Raw genomic sequence first — 19,858 nt, 5'->3', positions numbered from 1 at the left:
TCCCCTCCTCGTCAAAATAAAGCCTGGTCAAACTTGCGGGCGATCCCGTTAGCCAGCAGCACGAGGCCGAAGCTGACGGCCGATTCGAACAAGCCCATCGCTGCGGACAGACTGAACTGCGCTTGCTGGAGCCCCATTTTGTACATATAGGTGCTGATTACTTCGGACACGTCGGCAACGGCCGGATTTTGCAGGTTGTACACTTGATCGAAGCCGACCTCCATGACCCGGCCGACGGCCAGAATAAGCAGCAGCACGATGGTACTGCGGATTCCCGGCAGCGTGACGTGCCAGATTTGCCGCCATTTGGAGGCGCCGTCCATGCACGCCGATTCGTACAGGGAAGGATCGATGGCCGTGAGCGCGGCCAAATAAACGATTGCGCTGAAGCCCATTTCTTTCCATATCCCCGATCCGAGAAAAATGGCGATCCATGACGCAGAATCGTACAAAAACGTTTTCGGCTCGATCGCCAGCAGCTTCAGCGCCTTATTCACGGAGCCGTAGTCGGCGGCAAACAGCGTCAGCACAATACCGGCCACGATGACCCATGAAAAGAAATGGGGCAAATAGACGATCGTCTGTACCCAGCTTTTCAGCCACCGGGTCCGCACTTCATTCAGCATGACGGCCAACAGGATCGGAATCGGAAAGCCGAACACGATGCCGAGAAAGCTGAGCCAGAACGTGTTCCACAAAATTCGCACCGTGCCCGCCGAAGAAAACAGCAGTTGGAAATGCTTGAAGCCTGCCCACGGACTATGCAAAATGCCGTCTGCGAAGTTGTAGTTTTTGAAGGCTATCAATAACCCGCCCATCGGGACGTATTTGAAAATGATGTAAAAGGCGAACACGGGAAGGAGCATCGTGTACAAGGGGATGTTTTGCCTCAGTTTCCTTTTCCGCCGCATTCCCCGCCCGGCAGCCGGAGCCGAACTTTTCTTCATAGCGCTGTTCACGGCAAGCTCACTCCTTTTCTGAACCGGACAGACGGTTCCGGATCGCGCCGTCCGGCATGTCGACACACACGGCCGGCACGCCGGACGGAGCCCCTACGACACCGCCCAGGGACCCCAAGCCATGCGTCCGGCACCCTACGACAAGCCTTCCGGTACCCGCTACGGCATCCTCCGGTATTCTTTGGGCGACATGCGGTACTGCTGCTTGAACACATTCGTAAAATAATTCGGCTCGTCGAAGCCGACCGCGCAGGCGATCTCGAAAATTTTCAAATCCGTGCTCCGCAGCAGCACAGCGGCTTTGTCCATCCGCACGCGATTCACATAATTGGTGAAGCTGTCGCCGACGGCCTTTTTGAACATGACGCTAAAATAGCTCGGATTCAGGTTTACGCGGTCCGCCACATCGGTCAAGCGGCATGCCTTGTCATAGTGCTCCTCAATGTACTTGAGCGCCTTCTCGATGGCCGTATCGCTTTTGGACGCCTGCCACTGTTCCAACAACCGGATAAAGCTCTCGGCTTGCTCGCCGGCCCAACCGACGATGTCCCCTACCGTTCCGTTCGCAGCCGGCATGTTCCGCGCCGCGGCCGCCAGCGAACCGTCGTCCAGGTCGGGGAACTGCTTGCGGACCGTGCCGTGCAGCGCCGCCGACAGCGTCAACGCCCGGAGCGCCGCCTCGTCCGGCGACAGCTGCCGCAGCTCGCCGACCATTTTGCGCAGCTGCTGCTGCACATACCCCGCTTGTCCTTGCAAAATGCCGGACATCAGCTGCAATTCCAGCTCCTTGATCCCCGCCTGATTCAGCGCCAGCTGCCCTTCCGCCACAGGCTGATTGGAGCCGGACAACCTGGTCAGCCTCTGGCTCTCCCGCGCCTGAATATGCCTCGACGCCTTGCCCAGCACGCTGCGGATATCCTCCTCCGTGCACGGCTTGACCAGCAGGTCAAGCGCCCCGTGCCGCACGGCCGCCTGCGCATACTCAAAATGCCTGTACGCGGTAATGACGATCACCATCATATCCGGATAGCTCTCCCGAAGATGTCCCGTAAATTCCATCCCGTCCATAACCGGCATGCGGATATCCGTCAGCACGAGATCCGGCTTGACCCGATGAACCAATGCCAGCGCGTCCTGCCCGTTGCCCGCCTCGCCGACCACTTTCCAGCCGAGCTCCTGGCTTTCCAGCATTTTGACCAATCCTTTGCGAAAATTAGGCTGGTCTTCCACAATAATTACATTCCCGCTCGTCAGCATGCTCTGGGCTCATCCTTTCCAACGGAGTTATACGGCAAAATCAGGCGCATCCCGGTCCCCTCGCCTGCCGTGCTTTGAATTTCGAGCCGATACGGAGCACCATGCAATAGCGCAATTCTTCGCATCACGCTGCGCACCCCGAGGCTTTCCCGGCCGTCTTTGCGTTGGGGCAGCGCAGAGCCGTCAAAATCCAGCAGCCTGGCAACCGCCTCGGCTTCCATCCCGCAGCCGTTGTCCTCCACGACAATTTCCAGCGTTTCTTGTTTGCGCCTGGCCCGGATCGTCAGCTTTTTATCGGACACTTTGTTACGGAAAGCGTGTATGAACACATTCTCTACTAACGGCTGCAAAATAGAGCGCATCATTTCACAACCCAACACGTCGTCGTCCGCCTCGATCCTCGTTTCCAGATCGGTCTCGAACAGCTCCTGCTGGATTTTCACATAATTCCGGATTTGCTGCAGTTCTTCGCCAACCGTCGTCAACGTCTGCACGGGCATCAGCGAATATTTGAGCATATCCGAAATCGCGGCAATTAATCCGGCGGTCTCCTCCTCGTTGCGAAGGTACAGCTTCCAGTAAATTTCGTTGAACATATTGTGCAAAAAATGGGGATTCAGCTGCGCCTGCAGCGCTTTAAGCTCCGCCTCCCTCTCGCTAAGCTGCGTCAGGTACACCTCTTTGATCAGCCGTCCCACCTGCTCGGTCATCGCGTTGAAGCTGTCGCCGATAAAAGCAAGCTCGTCCTTCGTCCGAACCTCGATCCGCGTATCAAAATCCCCCGAGCGCACTTTGCGCAGCCCTTGCAGCAAATCCGTGAGCGGCCGCAGCAGCTTGCCGGTCGACAGCATAATGAGCACGCTCGTTACCAGCGCGATGATCAGCCCGGACACCAGAATCCGCTCCAACTGCTCGCGGTTCTTGGCGCGTATCTCGGTCAGAGAAGTGCCGCTGACCAGCTTGAAGGAGATCGTTTTGGAAGCGTTCTGGACGTACAGATGATTGTCGAGCACCTTGGTCTCCTCAAGGCCGTTCATCACCCGCAAATCTTTGCGCGTATCCGGCGTCGTATTCGTGTAAAGCAGTTCCTGCATCTGATTGAACAAATATACTTGCCCCAGGCCGTCTTTCGTAATTTCCTTGAGCGAGCTGGAAAAAAACGTTTCGTCGATCGCCATGACCAGCATGCCGTACGTCGCCAGCATATTATTTTTCATAAATCGCGCCACAATGATCGTATTGCGGTAGCCGCTCGGCTCGATCGAGCTGGGCACAGCCATGTTCATCCACACCATGTCGCCGGAGCTGTTGTTGATTTTGGAACGGATCGTCCGGAACAGGCTCTCGTCCAAATGATTGATCGACGAAGTCGTGTAGCTGAAATACGACGGATTTCCGTTCAGGTCGTACAAGTAAAGCCCGGTCATATTCGGAACGTCGAGCTTGATTTGCAGCATCTGCTCTTCGATCTGTTTTTTATCGAAATAAATGTGAAAAGGGTCGGAGGGCGTGTCCGAATTGTTGCTTTCGTTAATGCGGCCGATCATTTTTTCAATCTGGGGGTTGAAGACGATCGTTTGCGAAATGCGGTTGATTTCCTGCACCTTGAGCTCCAGCTTGGCGAGCGCCTCTTCATTCGTCTTGGAGAATTGCTTGCTGATTTCTTGTTCGAACAAATCGAGATTGTTCCGGTATGTGAGGTATCCGGTAATGCCGAAAGCGAGCAAAATAATACAGGCAAGATTCACGATCAGCTTGACCTGGAAGCTGCTGTTGATTCCTGTAATTAATCGAAGCCACAATCGCACGCTTTTTCGCCTCCATGCTTGAAACTGCATCGCCATTCATTATTGGCACGATTTATTATGAGAATATGAAGCTAATATGAAGTTAATTTTAAGATTATTTGAACGCGCCGGGCTGCATGATGGAAATTTTGGCCGGACAGACGCATAAAAAAGCGGAAAGTTTCGGAATTTAATCTAGGAGTCCGGCGGTAAAACTCAGAAGAATGACGGAATGATGCGGCGTCGGCGTCAATTCAGGCCGCAGTCTCCCGGGGATATCCGGACAATCAGGAGGTGAATGGTGCAGTTTCGCCACTGAGCAAAATCGAACGCCTCGGCGGGCTGACTTAGTAAACATAAATGTTGATTTATTATACAAAATGGGTCATAATGAAAGTGTTGAAATTACATATTATTTAGGAGGTATTTTGAAAATGGCACATCAATTACCAGCATTACCATACGCAACCAACGCACTGGAGCCTCACATCGATGCGACGACTATGGAAATCCACCACGGACGTCACCATAATGCATATGTAACGAACCTGAACGCAGCTTTGGACAAACACCCTGCGCTTCATGACAAATCCCTGAACGACCTGATCGCCGACCTGAACAGCGTACCGGAAGATATCCGCACTGCCGTTCGCAACAACGGTGGCGGCCATGCCAACCACTCCCTGTTCTGGGAAACGATCGGCCCTAACGCCGGCGGAGCTCCAACAGGCGCACTGGCAGCAGCTATCGAGAGCGAGCTTGGCGGTTTCGACAAGTTCAAAGAAACTTTCGCGGCAGCGGCTACAACTCGTTTCGGTTCCGGCTGGGCTTTCCTCGTAGTAGGCAAAGACGGCAAACTGAAAGTGTACAGCTTGCCTAACCAAGACAGCCCGATCTTCGAAGGCGAAACTCCGATCCTCGGCCTGGACGTATGGGAACATGCTTACTACCTGAAATACCAAAACAAACGCCCTGACTACATCGCAGCGTTCTGGAACGTTGTGAACTGGGCTGAAGTTGGCAAACGTTACGAAGCAGCAGCGAAGTAATGAACGTCAGCCGCTTCCCCCTTCGGGGCAACGGCTATGAAAAAACCTTCAACACCACTGTCGCAGTGGGGTTGAAGGTTCTTTATTTTGGGGCTTCGCTGCGCGAGCGAACCGTTAGGAAAATCCGAGGCGGCACGTACAATTTCCGCGCCTCCTTTTGCGTGATAAAAGTCGCTCCACGGTGGTGCGGTTGGCTGTGGAGCGTCTTGGCAAGCCGAAAAGCCTGCGTTTGTGCAGGCTTTTACGGCGAAAGCGGCTCGGGTTGGGGAAAAGCCTGCAATTGTGCAGGTTTTTTCCGCGGAAGCAGCCCGGTTCGGGGAAAAGCCTGCAATTGTGCAGGAATTTCCCTTCAAAATGAGCCAGCACCCGTGCAGACGCCGGAAAACCTGCATTTTTGCAGGAATTCTCCCTTGCAAGCTCATCTAGCCGCTTTATTCGGAGTTTTGCCGTTTTCGATAATTTCGCGCTTTTACCACATTACCGCAATCCTTCATATCGCACCATTTCCTGCTCCGATTTTTGGTCGTATCCAAAAACAACCAGCCACAATGCTCCCCGGGGCATAAGCGGACACGAGACAATAGCTCGGAAGTAAGCAATTCCGCTGCGGAACGTACGATAGGCCACAGGCAATCGTCAACCGTTCGCTCCTTCACCCACTGCCACACAAATCCTTTTGTCGAATCAGCGATCGTTAGATGACCATAACAATCTTTGACATATTCGTTTAAAACCCCTAAATCTTCTTGCCCAGGAGACTTACCTTGAGTCAACGCCCAAAAAATGTTGTAAACCGTACCCCGGAGACGGATCACATTTTGGAGAAACATTCGGACGAGTTCCGGCTCGTTGTCATTGAGAAAGAAATACCGTTGCACTTGCCTCTCGAAGTGCTTTACGCGAACGCCGGAAAGCTGTACGATATAGATATGGTCAAGCTGTTCCGCAGCAACGTCGCGATCTACCCCTTGGGTCTGAGCGTCTCCCGGTTGAACACCCACAGTATGCAGCGGCCTGTCGTACGTATACTAAGAAGCGCATCCGGACAAGAACTGAGAGACCCTTACGAAGTCGATTTGTCGCGTACGCTGAACATAATGATTGAAGAAATCGGGGAACAGCTGGTCGTTTGATTATGACCGAAATGAGATGAGCGCCTGTTGAAAACGATTGTTCAGCTTCTTCAAAATGTCCCCCTCTTTCAAGAGCTGTCGGAAGAAGAGCTCTTTGGTCTCGCCCCTCTTTTTACAGAAAAGAAAGTGAAGAAAGGCAGAATCCTTTTCCTGGAAGGCGAAATCGGGGAGGAAATGTATTTAATCAAGACGGGTGTCGTCAAAATTTACCGGTTGGACGATGCCAAGGAGATCATTCTTGCCCTGTTCCGCGAAGGCGACTTCTTTGGAGAAATGGCATTGATTCAAGAAGGTCTCACCCGTTCAGCTACCGCCGAAACTTTGGATGCCTGCGTCATGTACACCCTCAAACGCTCGGTATTTGCGCAATACTTGGAAAAGAGCCCCAAGCTGTGCTTGAAGCTCTTGGAGACGACGATGGAACGGCTGCGCAAAGCGAACGAGCAAATTTACGATCTTACTTTTCTCGGCGTCCGCTCGCGCATTATGAAAACGATCGTCCGCCTGTCCGAAGAACACGGAACTCCGACGAAAGACGGGCTTCTGATCGACGTGAAGCTCACCCATCAACAATTGGCCAACATGGTCGGCACCGTTAGGGAATCGGTCACAAAGGTTTTGCAGGAGCTTCTGGACGAAGGGTCGATCGAAATCGATAAGAAAAAGATCACGCTCAAAAATGTGGAAGCAATCCGGCGGGAAATCCGTTAACGGATTTCGGGAACGCTGCGATTCGTTTGTCGTGACCGCTTCTGCCAATCTTTCATAATCCGCAGAAAAACATTAGGAAACGCATACTGCTGCAGCTCATCCGCACCTACCCAGCGATAATGGAACGGAATCCATTCTCCCCCATCCCTCTGGCGGCCCATCTCGCCCAATTTGGCCCGATACACCTTCATGTCCCAAAAAATGTGGCTGAATGTGTGATTCGTATCCGCCAACCATTCCAAAGGACTTATTACGATCTGCTCTTGCTCCGCAAGCGTCTCCCGAAGCTCGTTCATCGTCTCGGCATCCGAACTCCACGAGGCCGCTTTCAGCTCGATATGCGGCAGCTCCCACATGCGGGCCAGCAAGCCTTCCTGCGGGCGCTGCCTGATCAGCCATTTGCCCTCGTTCTCGCCGGTGCCTTCAACCAAAGCTACGGCCCGCAGCTCGGGACGGGGCGGTTTCGCTTTCTTTTTAATGGGCAGCGATTCTTCCATGCCTTCTTCGCGCGCGCGGCAGTGCGCCATTACCGGACACGTCAGGCAGTGCGGCGAACGCGGCATACACACCATCGCACCGAGCTCCATCAGTGCCTGATTGAAATCGCTAGCCGTTCCTTCCAAAATGAGCTCCCGCGCCAAATGCTCCATTTTTACGCGAGTCGCAGGCTTCATAATATCTTCTTCGATGAGAAAATAGCGCGACAGCACCCGCATCACATTGCCGTCCACAGCGGGCTCGGGCTTGTTATAAGCGATGCTCAGGATCGCCCCGGAGGTGTAGGGACCGACCCCTTTTAACGAGGAAATTTCTTCCTTTTCCTGGGGCACGATTCCCCCGTATCTTTCGTGGACTTCCCTGACGGCGCTCTGCAAATTGCGTGCGCGGGAATAGTACCCGAGGCCTTCCCACGCTTTCAGCACGTCCTCTTCGGGAGCGTTCGCCAGCGCCTCCACAGTCGGAAATTGCTCGGTAAAACGGTGAAAGTACGGGATTACCGTATCCACTCTCGTCTGCTGCAGCATCACTTCCGAAATCCATATATGGTAAGGATTTTTGCTTCTTCTCCACGGCAAATCCCGTTTGTTCGCACGGTACCAGTCAAGCAGACCGGTTGAAAAATAATGCTTTTGCTCTTCACTGTACATAAGCTCTTCTTGCTCTCCTTCTCTATCGGACCGGATCAAGTTATAATGGAACAATGGACATGACTTCATTATAAGAGAAGTGTGCAAGAGAAAACCAGAGGTGAAAGTATGCAGAACGCAAAGCAATCGGATTTGGCAAATAAAAGGAAAGCTTGGCTGGCCGGAGCAAAGCCGCTTATTCCGCTGCTCTTTATTTGGGGAGCCGAATGGATTTTCAGCGCCACAGTCGATTTTATGATCATTTGGCGGGATTTTGACTGGCTCAAGCTGGCCGGTTTGATTACGGCGGTTGTCGCAAGTTTGATTCAGATCGGAGGGATGCGCAGGGAAAAAGGCGCCGCGGATCCCGCATCGCAGGACGCGGATCGCATAGGCAATCCGCTGCTTCTGCTGCTGCCTGGAGCGCTGCTGATCGCGGCGGTCGCACTGCTGGAAGCGATCGGCGCCGTAGGGCCGTTATTCGCGCCCGTGCTGCGCTCGTTCCTGCTGGCCGTCGGCTTCGTGCAATTCGGGCTGGTGCTGGGCAGACCGCTGGTCTACCTGGGGCTGTGGCTGTTCGCCTTATCCGCCATTATGGGCGTATGGTATTTGGGCTATTCCGGTATCATCCTCGAAGGGATGGGCGGCATCAGTCTGCTGGCCGGCGGTTACATGCTGCGCGTGTGGGCCAAATAGTATTTTGAGGGATGGAGGTTCGAGTGAAGTGATGAAGCAAAAGTGGTTAAAAAGCGGCGGCGCCCTGCTGATGGGGCTGCTGGTCATTAGTCTTGCCGCCTGCGGCGGCGGCAAGTCCGGCTCCCCGGCCGGATCGGCCGCACCCGCTCCTACCGCAGGCACGGAAAGCAATGAGACGTTCGTCAAGGCGCAGGAGATGTTTACAACGAACAAGTGCATCAGCTGCCACGGCGTCGATCTCGCAGGCAAGGTCGGACCCAGAACGAACCTGCAAAAGGTCGGCGGCTCGATGAGCAAAGAGCAGATCGCCAACAAGATCAAAAACGGCGGCGGCGGCATGCCGGCCTACAAAGAAAAGCTGTCCGATGACGAAATCGGACAGCTTGCGGATTGGCTCAGCTCGAAGAAGTAACGCCTGCTTGCAATTGTTCCACGATGACATAAGCGGCAGCCATCGTCTCCGTATGCGTAATGCTGATATGGATGCGGGGGCTGCCGCTTATGCATGCCCGCTCCAGCGCGGCCGCCGCGACGGCGCATTCCGGCTTGCCGAGCGCATCCGGCAGCACCTCCACATCCTGAAAGCCGATCTGCTTGCCGATGCCGCAGCCGACCGCTTTCACGACCGCTTCCTTCGCGGCGAACCGCCCTGCCGCAAATTCCGCGAGACGCCCGCGCCGCTGCTGGGCAAGCTCTCTCTCCCGCGGCGTCAAAATCCGCTCCAGGAAGCGGTCCCCCACTGAGCTTTCGAGAATTTTACGCAGCCTGGAAATTTCCACCATATCCATTCCGACCCCAATAATCATGGACTGCAGCCCTCCGTATCGATTCCGATATCGCTTTGCTGTTCAGCGTACATGATTCCATGGTGCAGGTCAAGGTTGTCCCGGCATTTTAAACGCCCGAGTAGGCCATGAACCCGCCGTCTACCGGAACCGTGATGCCGGTAACGAAGCCCGCCGTGCTGTCATCGACCAGCCACAGCAAAGTGCCCAGCAGATCTTCCGGCTTGCCGAACCTTCGCATCGGCGTGTGCGTAATGATTTTGTGCGATCTTTCCGTCAAGGAGCCGTCCTCGTTCGTCAGCAGCTTCCGGTTCTGCTCCGTCAGGAAAAATCCCGGCGCAAGCGCGTTGACCCGGATGCCGACATCGGCCATATGCACGGCCATCCACTGCGTAAAGTTGTCGATGGCCGCTTTGGCCGCGCTGTAGGCGGGCACTTTGGTCATCGGGCTCGGAGCGCTCATGGACGACATGTTGATCACGACGGCTCCGGGTTTGTTGATCATTTGTTTGGCGAAAACTTGCGTAGGTATAAGCGTTCCTAGAAAATTCAGGTTGAACACAAATCCGAACCCTTCTTCGCTCAAGTCGAAAAAAGTCGTGATCTCCTTATTCAGCAAATCCTCCGGCTTAAACGTTTCGTTCGTCGTGCTCCCCTTCGGGTGGTTCCCGCCCGCTCCGTTAATGAGAATGTCGCAGTCGCCGAGCTTGCCCGCAATTTCGGCTGCCGCCTGCTTCACGCTTTCGGCATCCAGCACATTGCAAGCGACCGCGATCGCTTCGCCCCCCGCCTGCCGGATCGCTTCGGCGACGGCTTCGCCTTTTTCGGCTGTGCGGTTGAGAATCGCGACTTTGACGCCCTGCCGTCCAAGCTCTTTGGCCATAGCCGCGCACAGCACCCCGCTGCCCCCGGTTACGACAGCGACTTTACCTTTTAGATTTTCATGAATGGGTATCATTTGACGACCTCCCGCTTTTTCATGCGTTCCAGCGAATCCCACACGCCCCACAAATACATAATGCCCAGAGCCCGATCGTAAAGCCCGTACCCCGGCCGGCATTCCTCGTCCCAAATATGCCTTCCGTGATCCGGTCTTGCGTACCCGGTAAAGTTGTTGTCATGATACGCTTTGACAATACCCGCAATATCTACGGTACCGTCGCTCGTCCGATGGGAAGTTTCGATAAAATCGCCGTTCTCGTACACCCTTACATTGCGGATATGCGCAAACGGGATACGATCGGCGAACTCCCGCACCATCGCCTCAATATCGTTATCGGGATTGGCCCCGAGCGAACCGCTGCACAATGTAACGCCGTTGTACGGGCTGTCTACGAGCTTGAGCAGGCGCCTGATGTTCGTCTGGCTCGTCATAATTCTCGGCAACCCGAAAATCGACCACGGCGGATCGTCCGGATGAATCGCCATGCGAATATCATGCTGCTCCGCGCAAGGGATAATCTGCTCCAAGAAATATTGCAGGTTGCTCCACAGATCCTCTTCCGTCACATCTTTATATGCTTCCAAAAGCGGAGCAAGCTTGCTGAGCCTTTCCGGCTCCCAGCCCGGCATCGTGAAATCGGGATTGTCGGCGATGATCCGGACCAACTCGCTCGGGTCGTCCATCCGTTCGACTTTGGCTTTTTCATAAAAAAGCGCCGTGGAGCCGTCCTCCATCTCCTTGAACAAATCGGTGCGCAGCCAATCGAAGACAGGCATGAAATTGTAGCAAATCGTTTTCACGCCAACTTTCGCCAGCTTTCCGATCGTTTTTTTGTAATTCTCGATGTACCGGTCTCTGGTCGGCAGCCCCAGCTTGATGTCTTCATGCACGTTGACGCTCTCGACCACCTCCAGGTGCAGGCCGTAAGGATCCGCCAGCTGCTTATAGGCGAGAATTTTGTCCATCGGCCACTCTTCGCCCGCCGGCACGTCATGCAGCGCCCAAACTATGCCCTCAACGCCCGGAATTTGCTTGATCTGCTTCAGCGATACCGTGTCATTGCCTTCCCCGTACCATCTGAATACCATCCTCATCCTCTGGTCCCTCCATCTCTCTTTAATCGGTAAAATATTGCGGATAGATCGCATGAAGCTCCGGAAGCTCCACATCCAGTTTGCTGATATGAGCCTCCAGCCTGGCGGCCGTCAGCGCCTCATCCCCCTGCTCAATCGCCGCAAGCAGCCCTTTGTGCTCCTCAATCACCTTATCCAGGTAATGGAACTGCTTGAGCGCCAAAAACCTCAGCCTGTTCAGATGCCCGCGCATATGATTGATCACCTGAAGCAGCGTGGCATTGCCCGTCACTTCCAGAATTACGCGGTGGAACTCTTCGTCCAGCTGAAGAAACAGCTCGATGCTGCCTTCTTTCCCCGCAGCTTGCTGCCTCCCGATCAGGTCCAGCAGTGTATTCTTCGTACGTTGGTGCTCCTGCGGGTCCCACATTGTAGCAGCAAGACGAAAAGCCCCGAGCTCCAGATGCTCGCGGATAAAACGGGCCTCGCCCACTTTGCGCTTGGAGATGTGGGCAATGCGCGTCCCCCTCTGCGGAAGCACCTCCAGCAGTTGCTCGCTCACGAGCAGCCGAATGGCCTCTCTGATCGGCGTGCGGCTTACATGCAGCGTCTCCGAAAGCTCATTCTCGTAAATCATGCTCCCCGGCTCCAGCCGCAGGGAAACGATGCTTTCCCGGATGGACTCGTAAACCTGGTCCCCGAGCGATTTGCGCTGCTGCGGCGGCAACGGCGACAAAAATGTCATATGACCACCTCACTGTTTTATTTAAGTATACTTGTGTTCTTGTATACAAATCAATATTTACTTTTTTTAATCACCCCTAAGCTGGAGAATGCAGGAAAACACTACGATTTTGTCGAAAATTACATGCTGCTTCTATTGCCCGCATCAACTGCAAAAAAAGAGACTGTCGAGAAACTCTCGCCTGCCGGCACTGGCAAGTCATTTGTAACGAGCAGACACTCCTAAAAGTCAGGCTGTTGGAAAATCGCACGTCAGGAGCCAGCACATGTGCTTGAAACGCAGGAAAAACCTGCGAAAGTGCAGGTTTTCTCTCCGTAATTGGCTTATTTTGGCGAAAAACCTGCAAAAGTGCAGGAATTTTCGCTGAAAGTGAGCCTGAGCCCATGTCCCCGCTAAAAAACCTGCACTTTTGCAGGAATTGTTCGTGACAAGCGTTCAATGCCACAAATTCATGTATTTTTGCAGGTTTTCTTCGAGCAGCCAGGCAGATTGTGGTTATAGCCCCTGACGCGGGGATTTTTGGGCTGCCTGCACTTTATACGAAAATAGAACACAGTAGGCCTGACTATATTTTCATTCTGTGGGTGAGGTTCACGACGTCATGGGAGTTTTCGCAGGTTTTTGCGGGCTGCCGGGGCCTTTCACGAATGCTGGCACCCAAAATTCAGGTCCCCTCGGCCGCCTCTAACAAAAAAAGGAGTTATTTTGACGATGCGACAAAAATCTTGCTTTTTGCTGCTTACATGCTCAGCACTGCTTTCACTCTCAGTGGCGAATGCCCAGGCTGCGGAACCTTCGCATGCGAGCCGGCACGTGATTACGCTCAAACTGAACGACCCCCATGCGGTCATGAACAGCCAAACCGTGGAACTGCAGACAGCGCCTGTTCTTATCAACAGCACCACGATGGTTCCTCTGCGTTTTGTAGGCGAAGCATTTGGCAGCAGTGTCACTTGGGATGACCTTACAAGGACTGTTACCTTGACAGCCGAAAAGAAAACGATCTCGCTGACCATAGATAAGCCGACAGCCGCGGTCAATGGAAAAGAGATGGGCCTCGACCAGCCCGCTTTGATCGTGAACAATACGACTATAGTCCCCCTTCGCTTCATTGCAGAGAACATGGATATGAACGTAACGTATGACGCGAACACCCAGGCGATTTCTATGACAAGCAAGCAAACGGAAACGAAGCCGCCGCAGCCCTCACCCGCCGTTCCTAGCCTCATCAAGCTGGAAAAGCCCACGGTCGATAATCTGAGCATTGCCGAAAAGACCGATATTCCAGGATATTACATAAGCAGTAGCTATTGGAGCGCCTCCGTTTATGGAACCGTCATGTCATCGGATAATTCAGGAAACTTGTATTTTTTGACGAGGGGCAATTCCCCTACTTTCTCCATTAAAAAATTTAACCCCCGCACCGATGCGGGAGGACCTTTGCAGCCCGCGGTAAGCATCGATGAGCGTTTTAATTTTACCTACAAGGATTCGAATGGGTTCACGAACCATTTGATGCATTGGGAAGTACAGCCCACTGCCCTGTTCTACGATGAAGCCAGCGGCGAATTGTTCATTATGGCGGAGGCGGGCGGTCCTTCTGCAAAAATATCTATTTTCTACCAAGTACTACCGTCAGTGAAATTAATCGGCTACAGTCTGGATCATGCCCTGGACCCTGCAAGCAACTTCTTTTCCAAGATCGACGAGAATCGCTATTACTTTAGCGACAAGCTCCAGAAACAAATTATGGAGGTTGGAACGGATGGGACCGTTCACTCGTTGGCGTCTCTGCCGCGGGAAACGCAAGGCCGCCTTTCGTCGATGGTCAAGGACGGAAAGCTGTACTATTTGAATACCGACAGCAAAACGATTCATGTCGTAGAGCCCGGTTCGACCCGCGTTAAAACCACCTTAAACATGGATACCATCTCCGGCGCAATCGCAAAAAACGGGTATTTTTACGCTTACGACAGCAAAGGTTTTTACCGGATCGATTTGAACGGTACCGTTGAAAATTACGTCAAACTCGATCAATTGACTTATAACAAAGGAATCTACAATCCCGAGACTAACTCTTACGATCCGGTACCATTTTTTAGACAAAGCGTTCCGACATCGGGAGAGGCTACCCCGGACAATCCGAGAGAACCCGGCAAGCTGATTCTCGGAACCAGCGAACAGTTTACGGTCGATGCAGATGGAAACATCATCATTTATGACAGCCTGTCAAAGAACCTGCGAAAAATTAATGTTTACGGGAAAAAGCAATAGCACAGCTTCATACGCACATTTCATGAAATTCCAAAAAGACCGCTTCCGCCACTTCTTGGCAGAACGGTCTTTTTTTATAAACAAGCTTGACCTTATCTCAGCGTCAAGGGGCAGCCCACCTAGTACCAAGCCGCTCTATTTCGAATCCATCTTGATGTTATATTTTTCGGTAATAGGCTTCAATTTCGCCACGAAATCTCTTTCGGACTTTTGTGCATCGGACAACAATTGGTTGGCATGTGTAATTTTTGACATATCGTCTGCCGCAATTGCAGCGAATATTTCAGAAAAAGCTTGTTGATTCTTCTCCAAAGATGCAATATAAAGCTCATGTGCTTGACGAACCTCTTCTGTAGGCGTAGCGACTTTTTTCACTTTTCCCGCTAGTTCCGTAGTAGCCGGTAAAAACTTTTCCTCAACCAGTTGGCCGAAAGTATCGTTGTCTACCGCTCCGCTCGCAGAAGACTGGCGAAGTTGCTCCCAGGCAGTATTGACTTTTAAAACTTCCGCGGTTAGCGATTTAATATCATCAATATATTTGCTGACAGCTTCTTTTTCTTTCTTCTCTGCCTCTTCTTTTGCTTTCTTTTCTTCTTCTACTTGTTTGTTAGCCTCGTCCAGCTTTTGCTTCGCCTCCGCATTTTTAGGTTCTTCAGCTACAGCAGCGGAGAAAGCCGTAACGGCATCGCTATATTTTTTATCAGTCAAAGCCTTATTGCCGGTGTCCATACTTTCTTTAAACTTTGCTGATGTACACCCGGATAAAATGAATAGCAGTACAATCGAACCAATAAGCAATTTCTTCATAACAAACCACTCCCTCTGTAATATATATGCAAACAAATAATATACTAGCATCATTTTCCAATAAAGTCATGTAAAATTTTGTATGATAAACAAGTAAATTGTCGAACATTGCAAACAACTGACGAAACCAAATTCCTTCGGGAAAATTATGACAACCTGTCAAAAAACCTGCGAAAAATTAATGTTTACGGAAAAAAGCAATAGCACGGATTCCTGCGCACCATTTCTTGAAATTCAAAAAAGACCGCTTCCACCGCTTCTTGGCAGAACGGTCTTTTTTATAAACAAGCTTGACCTTATCGCAGCGTCAACCTTTATTGTTTAGGAAAACAAAGGAGGAACAACGATGCCGAACCATGATGAGATCTATAAAAATGAAGCTGAAACGTATCACCGATTAATTTCCAGGCAGCCTGACTTAACCGGATACTTTGAAGATATTAGGGGATTTAAGGGACTCGATATTATCGATCTGGGAGCAGGTTCGGGGAGAGTGACAACTCTACTAGCCCCACATGCAAAATCAATCATCGCTTTAGATGCTTCAGAAGCCATGCTTCGTATCACTGCAGAGCGCTTGGAAAAAGCCGGATGCACGAACTGGTCCACTCAAATAGCCGACCATAGAAGGCTCCCTCTAAAAAGCGCAAGCGCAGATTTGATAGTAGCTGGCTGGACTATATCATATTTAACGAATACAGACGTTCCGAACTGGAAACAAAACATCCGCGAGATTATGGCAGAAATCATGCGGGTCCTTCGCCCCAATGGCACGGTCGTTATTTTGGAGACTATGGGTACAGGAACGGAGACGCCAAACCCGCCCCAATTTCTGGAACAATACTATAAAGCATTAGTTGAAGAGTATGGGTTCCAGCACAAATGGATAAGAATTGATTATCATTTTGAAAGTATTCATGAAGCCGAAGAACTAACCGGATTTTTCTTTGGAAAAGAACTGGCTGCCAGAGTTGTTGAAGAAAGTCTTGTATGTTTGCCGGAATGTGCGGGCATCTGGTGGCTTCAGCTGTAGTTCCACGCTATGATGGAATGAGGCTTCCGGCCGATAGTACACTGCGCCGTTTCGCGAAGAAAACCTGCAAAAGTGCATCTTTTTGCCCGTTGATACACCGACCACGAAACAATTCCTGCAATTGTGCAGGCTTTTCACCGATCCCATGGGCTCGGGTTCATTTCTTTCTAAAATTCCTGCACAATCGCAGGTTTTTCACCAAAATGAACCATTTTCACAGAAATTCCTGTACTTTCGCAGGTTTTCTCCCCGTTCTCGACCTGCTTTTGTGAAGCTTCCGGTCTCGACTATTTTCACAAACAATTTCAATTGTGAATGGGTCATAACAAATTTGTTATCTCCTCTATAATAAACATTCATTTTATTTATTTTAAAAGTCGTTGTATCATGTTTTAAGAAATAAAACGATAACAGGAGTTGAAGAACATGCCGCAACTTTCGCGAACACGTACAACTGTTTATTTATTGTTTCTTGTTATTATGTGGGGAGTCAACTGGCCGCTTTCCAAATATGCGCTCGAATTCACGCCTCCGTTGCTTTTTGCAGGTTTGCGGACGTTGATAGGCGGGCTTATTTTAGTTTTCTTCGCTCTGCCCCGTTACAAAAGGCTTGCTCTGAAAAATACTTGGCACATCTATCTCATCTCCTCCGTGCTGAACATTATTTTATATTACGGCTTTCAAACCGTAGGGCTGAAATTTCTGCCCGCAGGGCTTTTTGCAGCGATCGTTTTCCTTCAACCCGTGCTCCTGGGCCTCTGTTCTTGGTTGTGGCTGGGGGAAGAAATGTACGGTTTGAAAATCATCGGCTTGATTGTCGGCTTTATCGGAGTCGCCGCCATCAGCGTAAGCGGGGGTTCCGGCCATATTTCGGCTGCCGGGATTTTGCTTGCCATCGGCAGCGCGATTAGTTGGGCTCTCGGCACCGTATATACGAAGAAAACGGCAGCCCGGGTAGACGCCATCTGGATGGTTGCCGTGCAGATTACCGTTGGGGGCATCGTCTTAATAATTACCGGATCTTTCACTGAAAGCTGGTCCGCTATCGTTTGGACAACGCCGTTCATATCGACGCTGCTGTTTATTTCGATTTTCGTCATAGCCTTAGGCTGGCTTGTTTACTTCAGACTTGTCAATTCGGGCGAAGCAAGCAAGGTGGGCTCATTTACTTTTCTGATCCCGCTCATTGCGATTATGATCAGCGTCCTCTTTTTCGATGAAACGATTACGTTTAAACTGGTGGCGGGGCTCGTTCTGATTGTGTCCAGCATAGTCCTCGTTAACACTAAGCCGAAATCGTTGCGCAGGACAGGACATGTATAGTGCATAGAGGTTTATCTCATTGGCATATATCCTTCAGTTTGGCAACCAACCGATACGTCCCACGCATGGGCTCATAGCCTAGGCGGCGATTGATCCGCAGAATGGGCTCGTTCGTGGATTCATTGTCTGTGCGGATGTAGGCGGCTCTGCGCTGCTTGGCAAGAAGTATGGCTTTCATTTTCAGAGCCAAAGCAATTTTACGGCCGCGGTAGTCTCTGCCGACACCGGTATATTCGTGATACATGCCGTTTGTCAACTTATTGTGCAGAACATTGGATACACCTACAAATTTGTCGCGATCTGCTGCAATGATGACTTGATCCGGGGCATAGCCGTCAACCATCAGGTACCATTTTCGCCATTCGTCGATGGCGGGAACCTCTCCGGTAAACCCGGGTATATCCACCAGGGTCTCTTTGTACAGCTCATAAAGCTTCTGCTCGCTCTTCTCACCCGCCTCATCCGCTAACGTCGTGAATCGCAAACCTTCGCTCTCCAGCGCTCGAATAACACCATCATCGCAGACGCCCACCAGGTCGGCCTTCTCCAAGTTAAGCATCGATTGAAAATAATGCCGTTCAACTTGAAACCCTCTATGTTCAGCAAATTGAAGCGACTCCGGGCTGTCATCCCAAACCTCCGTAACGAGTGTTGTCGCCCCAAGCCGGCTACCCCAATCTGCAGCATGCCGAAAGAGAAGCCGCCCAACGCCCTGCTTGCGGTATCGTTCATCCACGACAAGCGTGTTATTGAGATACCCCGGTTCCGTCCAGGGCGCCCGCCAAGACCACACGTAACCTACGATAGCGCCTTGATCGGTAACCGCCACTTGCCGGGTACGGTCATATCCTGCGAGCAGCCCATTTTGATCCATATAGGTATGGCCTACTTCAAAAAGCTTTGCATCATCTTCCTCAAGCCTCTCCGCCGTCGTCGGCTCTGACCAGTGAGTATTCAACAGTTTGGCCAAATCGGCATAATCGTCCGGCAACCGTAAAACCCTTAGTACAATAGACATTCCGCGACCTCTCCCTACAACAAATTTTATCGTGATAATCATACCAAAAAATACCATTCACTTAGTATGTAGAGTTTAAGTAAAACAATGATTACGTTAGGCTGCACGGCAAGGAAATTGGCTTTTCTTGTCGAAAGCTTTAATGGTTGAAGAATTTTCCCAGTCCTTATGAAACGAATACAATAGGAGGCATATAAGCGTATGGCTTTTACAATAAATAATCTGAAAAATAACGGCAACATCGTCATCAAAGAGCAGTTGGGCGGGTTTACGGTACTGGAGTATATCGGGGATTTGAGTTGTACGTCCCTTGCAGACGCAGAGGCCAACTATTTTATGAGCAGAAGCAACATGCGCAAAAAGCAGCTTATGATCGAGCTCAACAACAACGAGATCATGATGAGCGCGGGAGCGATGCAGTATATGGTCGGTAACATTGAGATGACTTCAGGCATAAAAGGCGTGGGCGGGTTAATGCGAAATTTGGTAGCCAGTGCGGTGACCGGAACTAGCGCCGTCAAGCCTGTCTACAAAGGCACAGGTACCATTATGCTGGAGACCACCTATAAATATTTGTGGTTAATTGATGTCGACAATGATCACATTGTTGTAGAGGACGGCATGTTTTTAGCTTGCGAAACGTCGCTGAACGTATCGGTAAGCGCCCGCAAAACCCTTTCCTCCGCCGCTCTCGGCAAAGAAGGCTTGTTCAATTTGAGCGCCAAAGGCAAAGGGATACTGGCGCTGGAGGCGCCGATCCCGTCCGAAGAAGCAGTCGTCGTGGAATTGCACAACGATGTGCTGAAGGTGGACGGCAACTTCGCGCTAATGTGGTCCGATTCGTTGGAATTTACCGTCGAAAAATCCGGCAAAAGCATGCTGGGATCGGCTGTTTCGGGCGAGGGGCTGGTCAATGTGTACAGAGGAACCGGCATGGTCTGGCTGGCGCCGCTAATGGATTACAAAGCCGCTCCCTCCCCAGCCGCCTCCAGGCAATAGCGTGTTGGCAGCAGGTCGGCCGGACATCGGCGAAGCATTGAAAAAGGCAGTTAAGAACTGGCGGACCAGTTTAACTGCCTTAATTATTCATGTGGTTGACGACCGTCATGCGGCGCCACACCACGCGCCGGGAGCTGCG

General features: G+C 51.6%; 20 protein-coding genes. 9 read left to right on the top strand and 11 right to left on the bottom strand.

Annotation, left to right across the window (positions count from 1 at the left end):
• Nucleotides 1-11 precede the first annotated feature (11 nt).
• The 3 genes from AC6RNO_RS19000 to AC6RNO_RS18990 all read right to left on the bottom strand — a co-directional run bounded on the left by AC6RNO_RS19000 (nt 12) and on the right by AC6RNO_RS18990 (nt 4,024).
• Nucleotides 12-947, bottom strand: a complete 936-nt coding sequence (locus AC6RNO_RS19000; RefSeq protein WP_497106404.1) for an ABC transporter permease subunit — start codon at nt 945-947, stop codon at nt 12-14.
• 171 nt (nt 948-1,118) lie between these two features.
• On the bottom strand, nt 1,119-2,216 hold the full coding sequence (locus AC6RNO_RS18995; RefSeq protein ID WP_497106370.1) for a response regulator: 1,098 nt from the start codon (nt 2,214-2,216) through the stop codon (nt 1,119-1,121).
• The gene (locus AC6RNO_RS18990) at nt 2,210-4,024 is read right to left on the bottom strand and encodes a histidine kinase (RefSeq protein ID WP_497106369.1); all 1,815 of its coding nucleotides are present in this window, start codon (nt 4,022-4,024) and stop codon (nt 2,210-2,212) included. Before AC6RNO_RS18990 ends, AC6RNO_RS18995 begins: the two co-directional genes overlap by 7 nt.
• A gap of 413 nt (nt 4,025-4,437) precedes the next feature.
• Between AC6RNO_RS18990 and AC6RNO_RS18985 the strand changes: the two genes are divergently transcribed.
• Complete coding sequence (locus AC6RNO_RS18985) at nt 4,438-5,052, top strand: Fe-Mn family superoxide dismutase (protein ID WP_497106368.1); 615 nt, start codon at nt 4,438-4,440, stop codon at nt 5,050-5,052.
• Nucleotides 5,053-5,483: 431 nt separating this feature from the next.
• Here the strand turns inward: AC6RNO_RS18985 and AC6RNO_RS18980 are convergent, their stop codons facing one another.
• On the bottom strand, nt 5,484-5,882 hold the full coding sequence (locus tag AC6RNO_RS18980) for a CGNR zinc finger domain-containing protein (RefSeq protein ID WP_497106367.1): 399 nt from the start codon (nt 5,880-5,882) through the stop codon (nt 5,484-5,486).
• On the opposite strand from AC6RNO_RS18980, the gene AC6RNO_RS18975 reads away from it, so the two are divergent.
• Both AC6RNO_RS18975 and AC6RNO_RS18970 read left to right on the top strand, forming a co-directional pair.
• The gene (locus AC6RNO_RS18975) at nt 5,817-6,185 is read left to right on the top strand and encodes a hypothetical protein (RefSeq protein ID WP_497106366.1); all 369 of its coding nucleotides are present in this window, start codon (nt 5,817-5,819) and stop codon (nt 6,183-6,185) included. The two genes, AC6RNO_RS18980 and AC6RNO_RS18975, sit on opposite strands and share 66 nt — an antisense overlap.
• A gap of 27 nt (nt 6,186-6,212) precedes the next feature.
• A complete protein-coding gene (locus AC6RNO_RS18970) occupies nt 6,213-6,896 on the top strand; it encodes a Crp/Fnr family transcriptional regulator (protein WP_474685346.1) in 684 nt (227 codons plus the stop codon).
• Here the strand turns inward: AC6RNO_RS18970 and mutY are convergent.
• A complete protein-coding gene (gene mutY, locus AC6RNO_RS18965) occupies nt 6,893-8,044 on the bottom strand; it encodes an A/G-specific adenine glycosylase (protein WP_497106365.1) in 1,152 nt (383 codons plus the stop codon). The two genes, AC6RNO_RS18970 and mutY, sit on opposite strands and share 4 nt — an antisense overlap.
• Before the next feature lie 108 nt (nt 8,045-8,152).
• Between mutY and AC6RNO_RS18960 the strand changes: the two genes are divergently transcribed.
• Nucleotides 8,153-8,719, top strand: a complete 567-nt coding sequence (locus AC6RNO_RS18960) for a hypothetical protein (RefSeq protein ID WP_474685348.1) — start codon at nt 8,153-8,155, stop codon at nt 8,717-8,719.
• A 31-nt stretch (nt 8,720-8,750) separates the two neighbouring features.
• Nucleotides 8,751-9,131 (top strand): c-type cytochrome, encoded by a 381-nt coding sequence (locus AC6RNO_RS18955; protein ID WP_497106403.1) that lies wholly within the window; start codon nt 8,751-8,753, stop codon nt 9,129-9,131.
• Here AC6RNO_RS18955 and acpS read toward each other — a convergent pair.
• The 4 genes from acpS to AC6RNO_RS18935 form a co-directional block, all read right to left on the bottom strand.
• Nucleotides 9,115-9,525 carry a holo-ACP synthase gene (acpS, locus tag AC6RNO_RS18950; protein WP_497106364.1) on the bottom strand — a complete coding sequence of 137 codons (411 nt, stop codon included), beginning with the start codon at nt 9,523-9,525 and terminating at the stop codon, nt 9,115-9,117. The two genes, AC6RNO_RS18955 and acpS, sit on opposite strands and share 17 nt — an antisense overlap.
• Nucleotides 9,526-9,613: 88 nt before the next feature.
• Nucleotides 9,614-10,462, bottom strand: a complete 849-nt coding sequence (locus tag AC6RNO_RS18945) for an SDR family NAD(P)-dependent oxidoreductase (protein WP_497106363.1) — start codon at nt 10,460-10,462, stop codon at nt 9,614-9,616.
• Nucleotides 10,459-11,541 (bottom strand): mannonate dehydratase, encoded by a 1,083-nt coding sequence (gene uxuA, locus AC6RNO_RS18940; protein WP_497106362.1) that lies wholly within the window; start codon nt 11,539-11,541, stop codon nt 10,459-10,461. The genes AC6RNO_RS18945 and uxuA overlap by 4 nt, the downstream gene beginning before the upstream one ends.
• A 22-nt stretch (nt 11,542-11,563) precedes the next feature.
• On the bottom strand, nt 11,564-12,265 hold the full coding sequence (locus AC6RNO_RS18935; protein ID WP_474685352.1) for a GntR family transcriptional regulator: 702 nt from the start codon (nt 12,263-12,265) through the stop codon (nt 11,564-11,566).
• A gap of 711 nt (nt 12,266-12,976) precedes the next feature.
• Here AC6RNO_RS18935 and AC6RNO_RS18930 point away from each other — a divergent pair.
• Nucleotides 12,977-14,539, top strand: a complete 1,563-nt coding sequence (locus tag AC6RNO_RS18930; RefSeq protein ID WP_497106361.1) for a stalk domain-containing protein — start codon at nt 12,977-12,979, stop codon at nt 14,537-14,539.
• Between the two features lie 135 nt (nt 14,540-14,674).
• Here the strand turns inward: AC6RNO_RS18930 and AC6RNO_RS18925 are convergent, their stop codons facing one another.
• Nucleotides 14,675-15,346 (bottom strand): hypothetical protein, encoded by a 672-nt coding sequence (locus AC6RNO_RS18925; protein ID WP_474685360.1) that lies wholly within the window; start codon nt 15,344-15,346, stop codon nt 14,675-14,677.
• A 346-nt stretch (nt 15,347-15,692) separates the two neighbouring features.
• Between AC6RNO_RS18925 and AC6RNO_RS18920 the strand changes: the two genes are divergently transcribed.
• Both AC6RNO_RS18920 and AC6RNO_RS18915 read left to right on the top strand, forming a co-directional pair.
• Entirely contained in the window at nt 15,693-16,379 is a 687-nt protein-coding gene (locus AC6RNO_RS18920; RefSeq protein WP_497106360.1) for a methyltransferase domain-containing protein, read from the top strand.
• Nucleotides 16,380-16,805: 426 nt separating this feature from the next.
• The gene (locus AC6RNO_RS18915; RefSeq protein ID WP_497106359.1) at nt 16,806-17,702 is read left to right on the top strand and encodes an EamA family transporter; all 897 of its coding nucleotides are present in this window, start codon (nt 16,806-16,808) and stop codon (nt 17,700-17,702) included.
• Nucleotides 17,703-17,718: 16 nt separating this feature from the next.
• On the opposite strand, the gene AC6RNO_RS18910 is transcribed toward AC6RNO_RS18915, so the two are convergent.
• Complete coding sequence (locus AC6RNO_RS18910) at nt 17,719-18,720, bottom strand: GNAT family N-acetyltransferase (RefSeq protein ID WP_497106358.1); 1,002 nt, start codon at nt 18,718-18,720, stop codon at nt 17,719-17,721.
• A gap of 201 nt (nt 18,721-18,921) precedes the next feature.
• Here AC6RNO_RS18910 and AC6RNO_RS18905 point away from each other — a divergent pair, with 201 nt between their 5' ends.
• Nucleotides 18,922-19,719 carry an AIM24 family protein gene (locus AC6RNO_RS18905; protein ID WP_497106357.1) on the top strand — a complete coding sequence of 266 codons (798 nt, stop codon included), beginning with the start codon at nt 18,922-18,924 and terminating at the stop codon, nt 19,717-19,719.
• Nucleotides 19,720-19,858 lie beyond the last annotated feature (139 nt).

The organism is Paenibacillus sp. sgz302190 (genome assembly GCF_059820445.1).
Note: the sequence above shows the minus strand (reverse complement) of the source record. Positions and strands in the feature narration are given on the sequence as shown.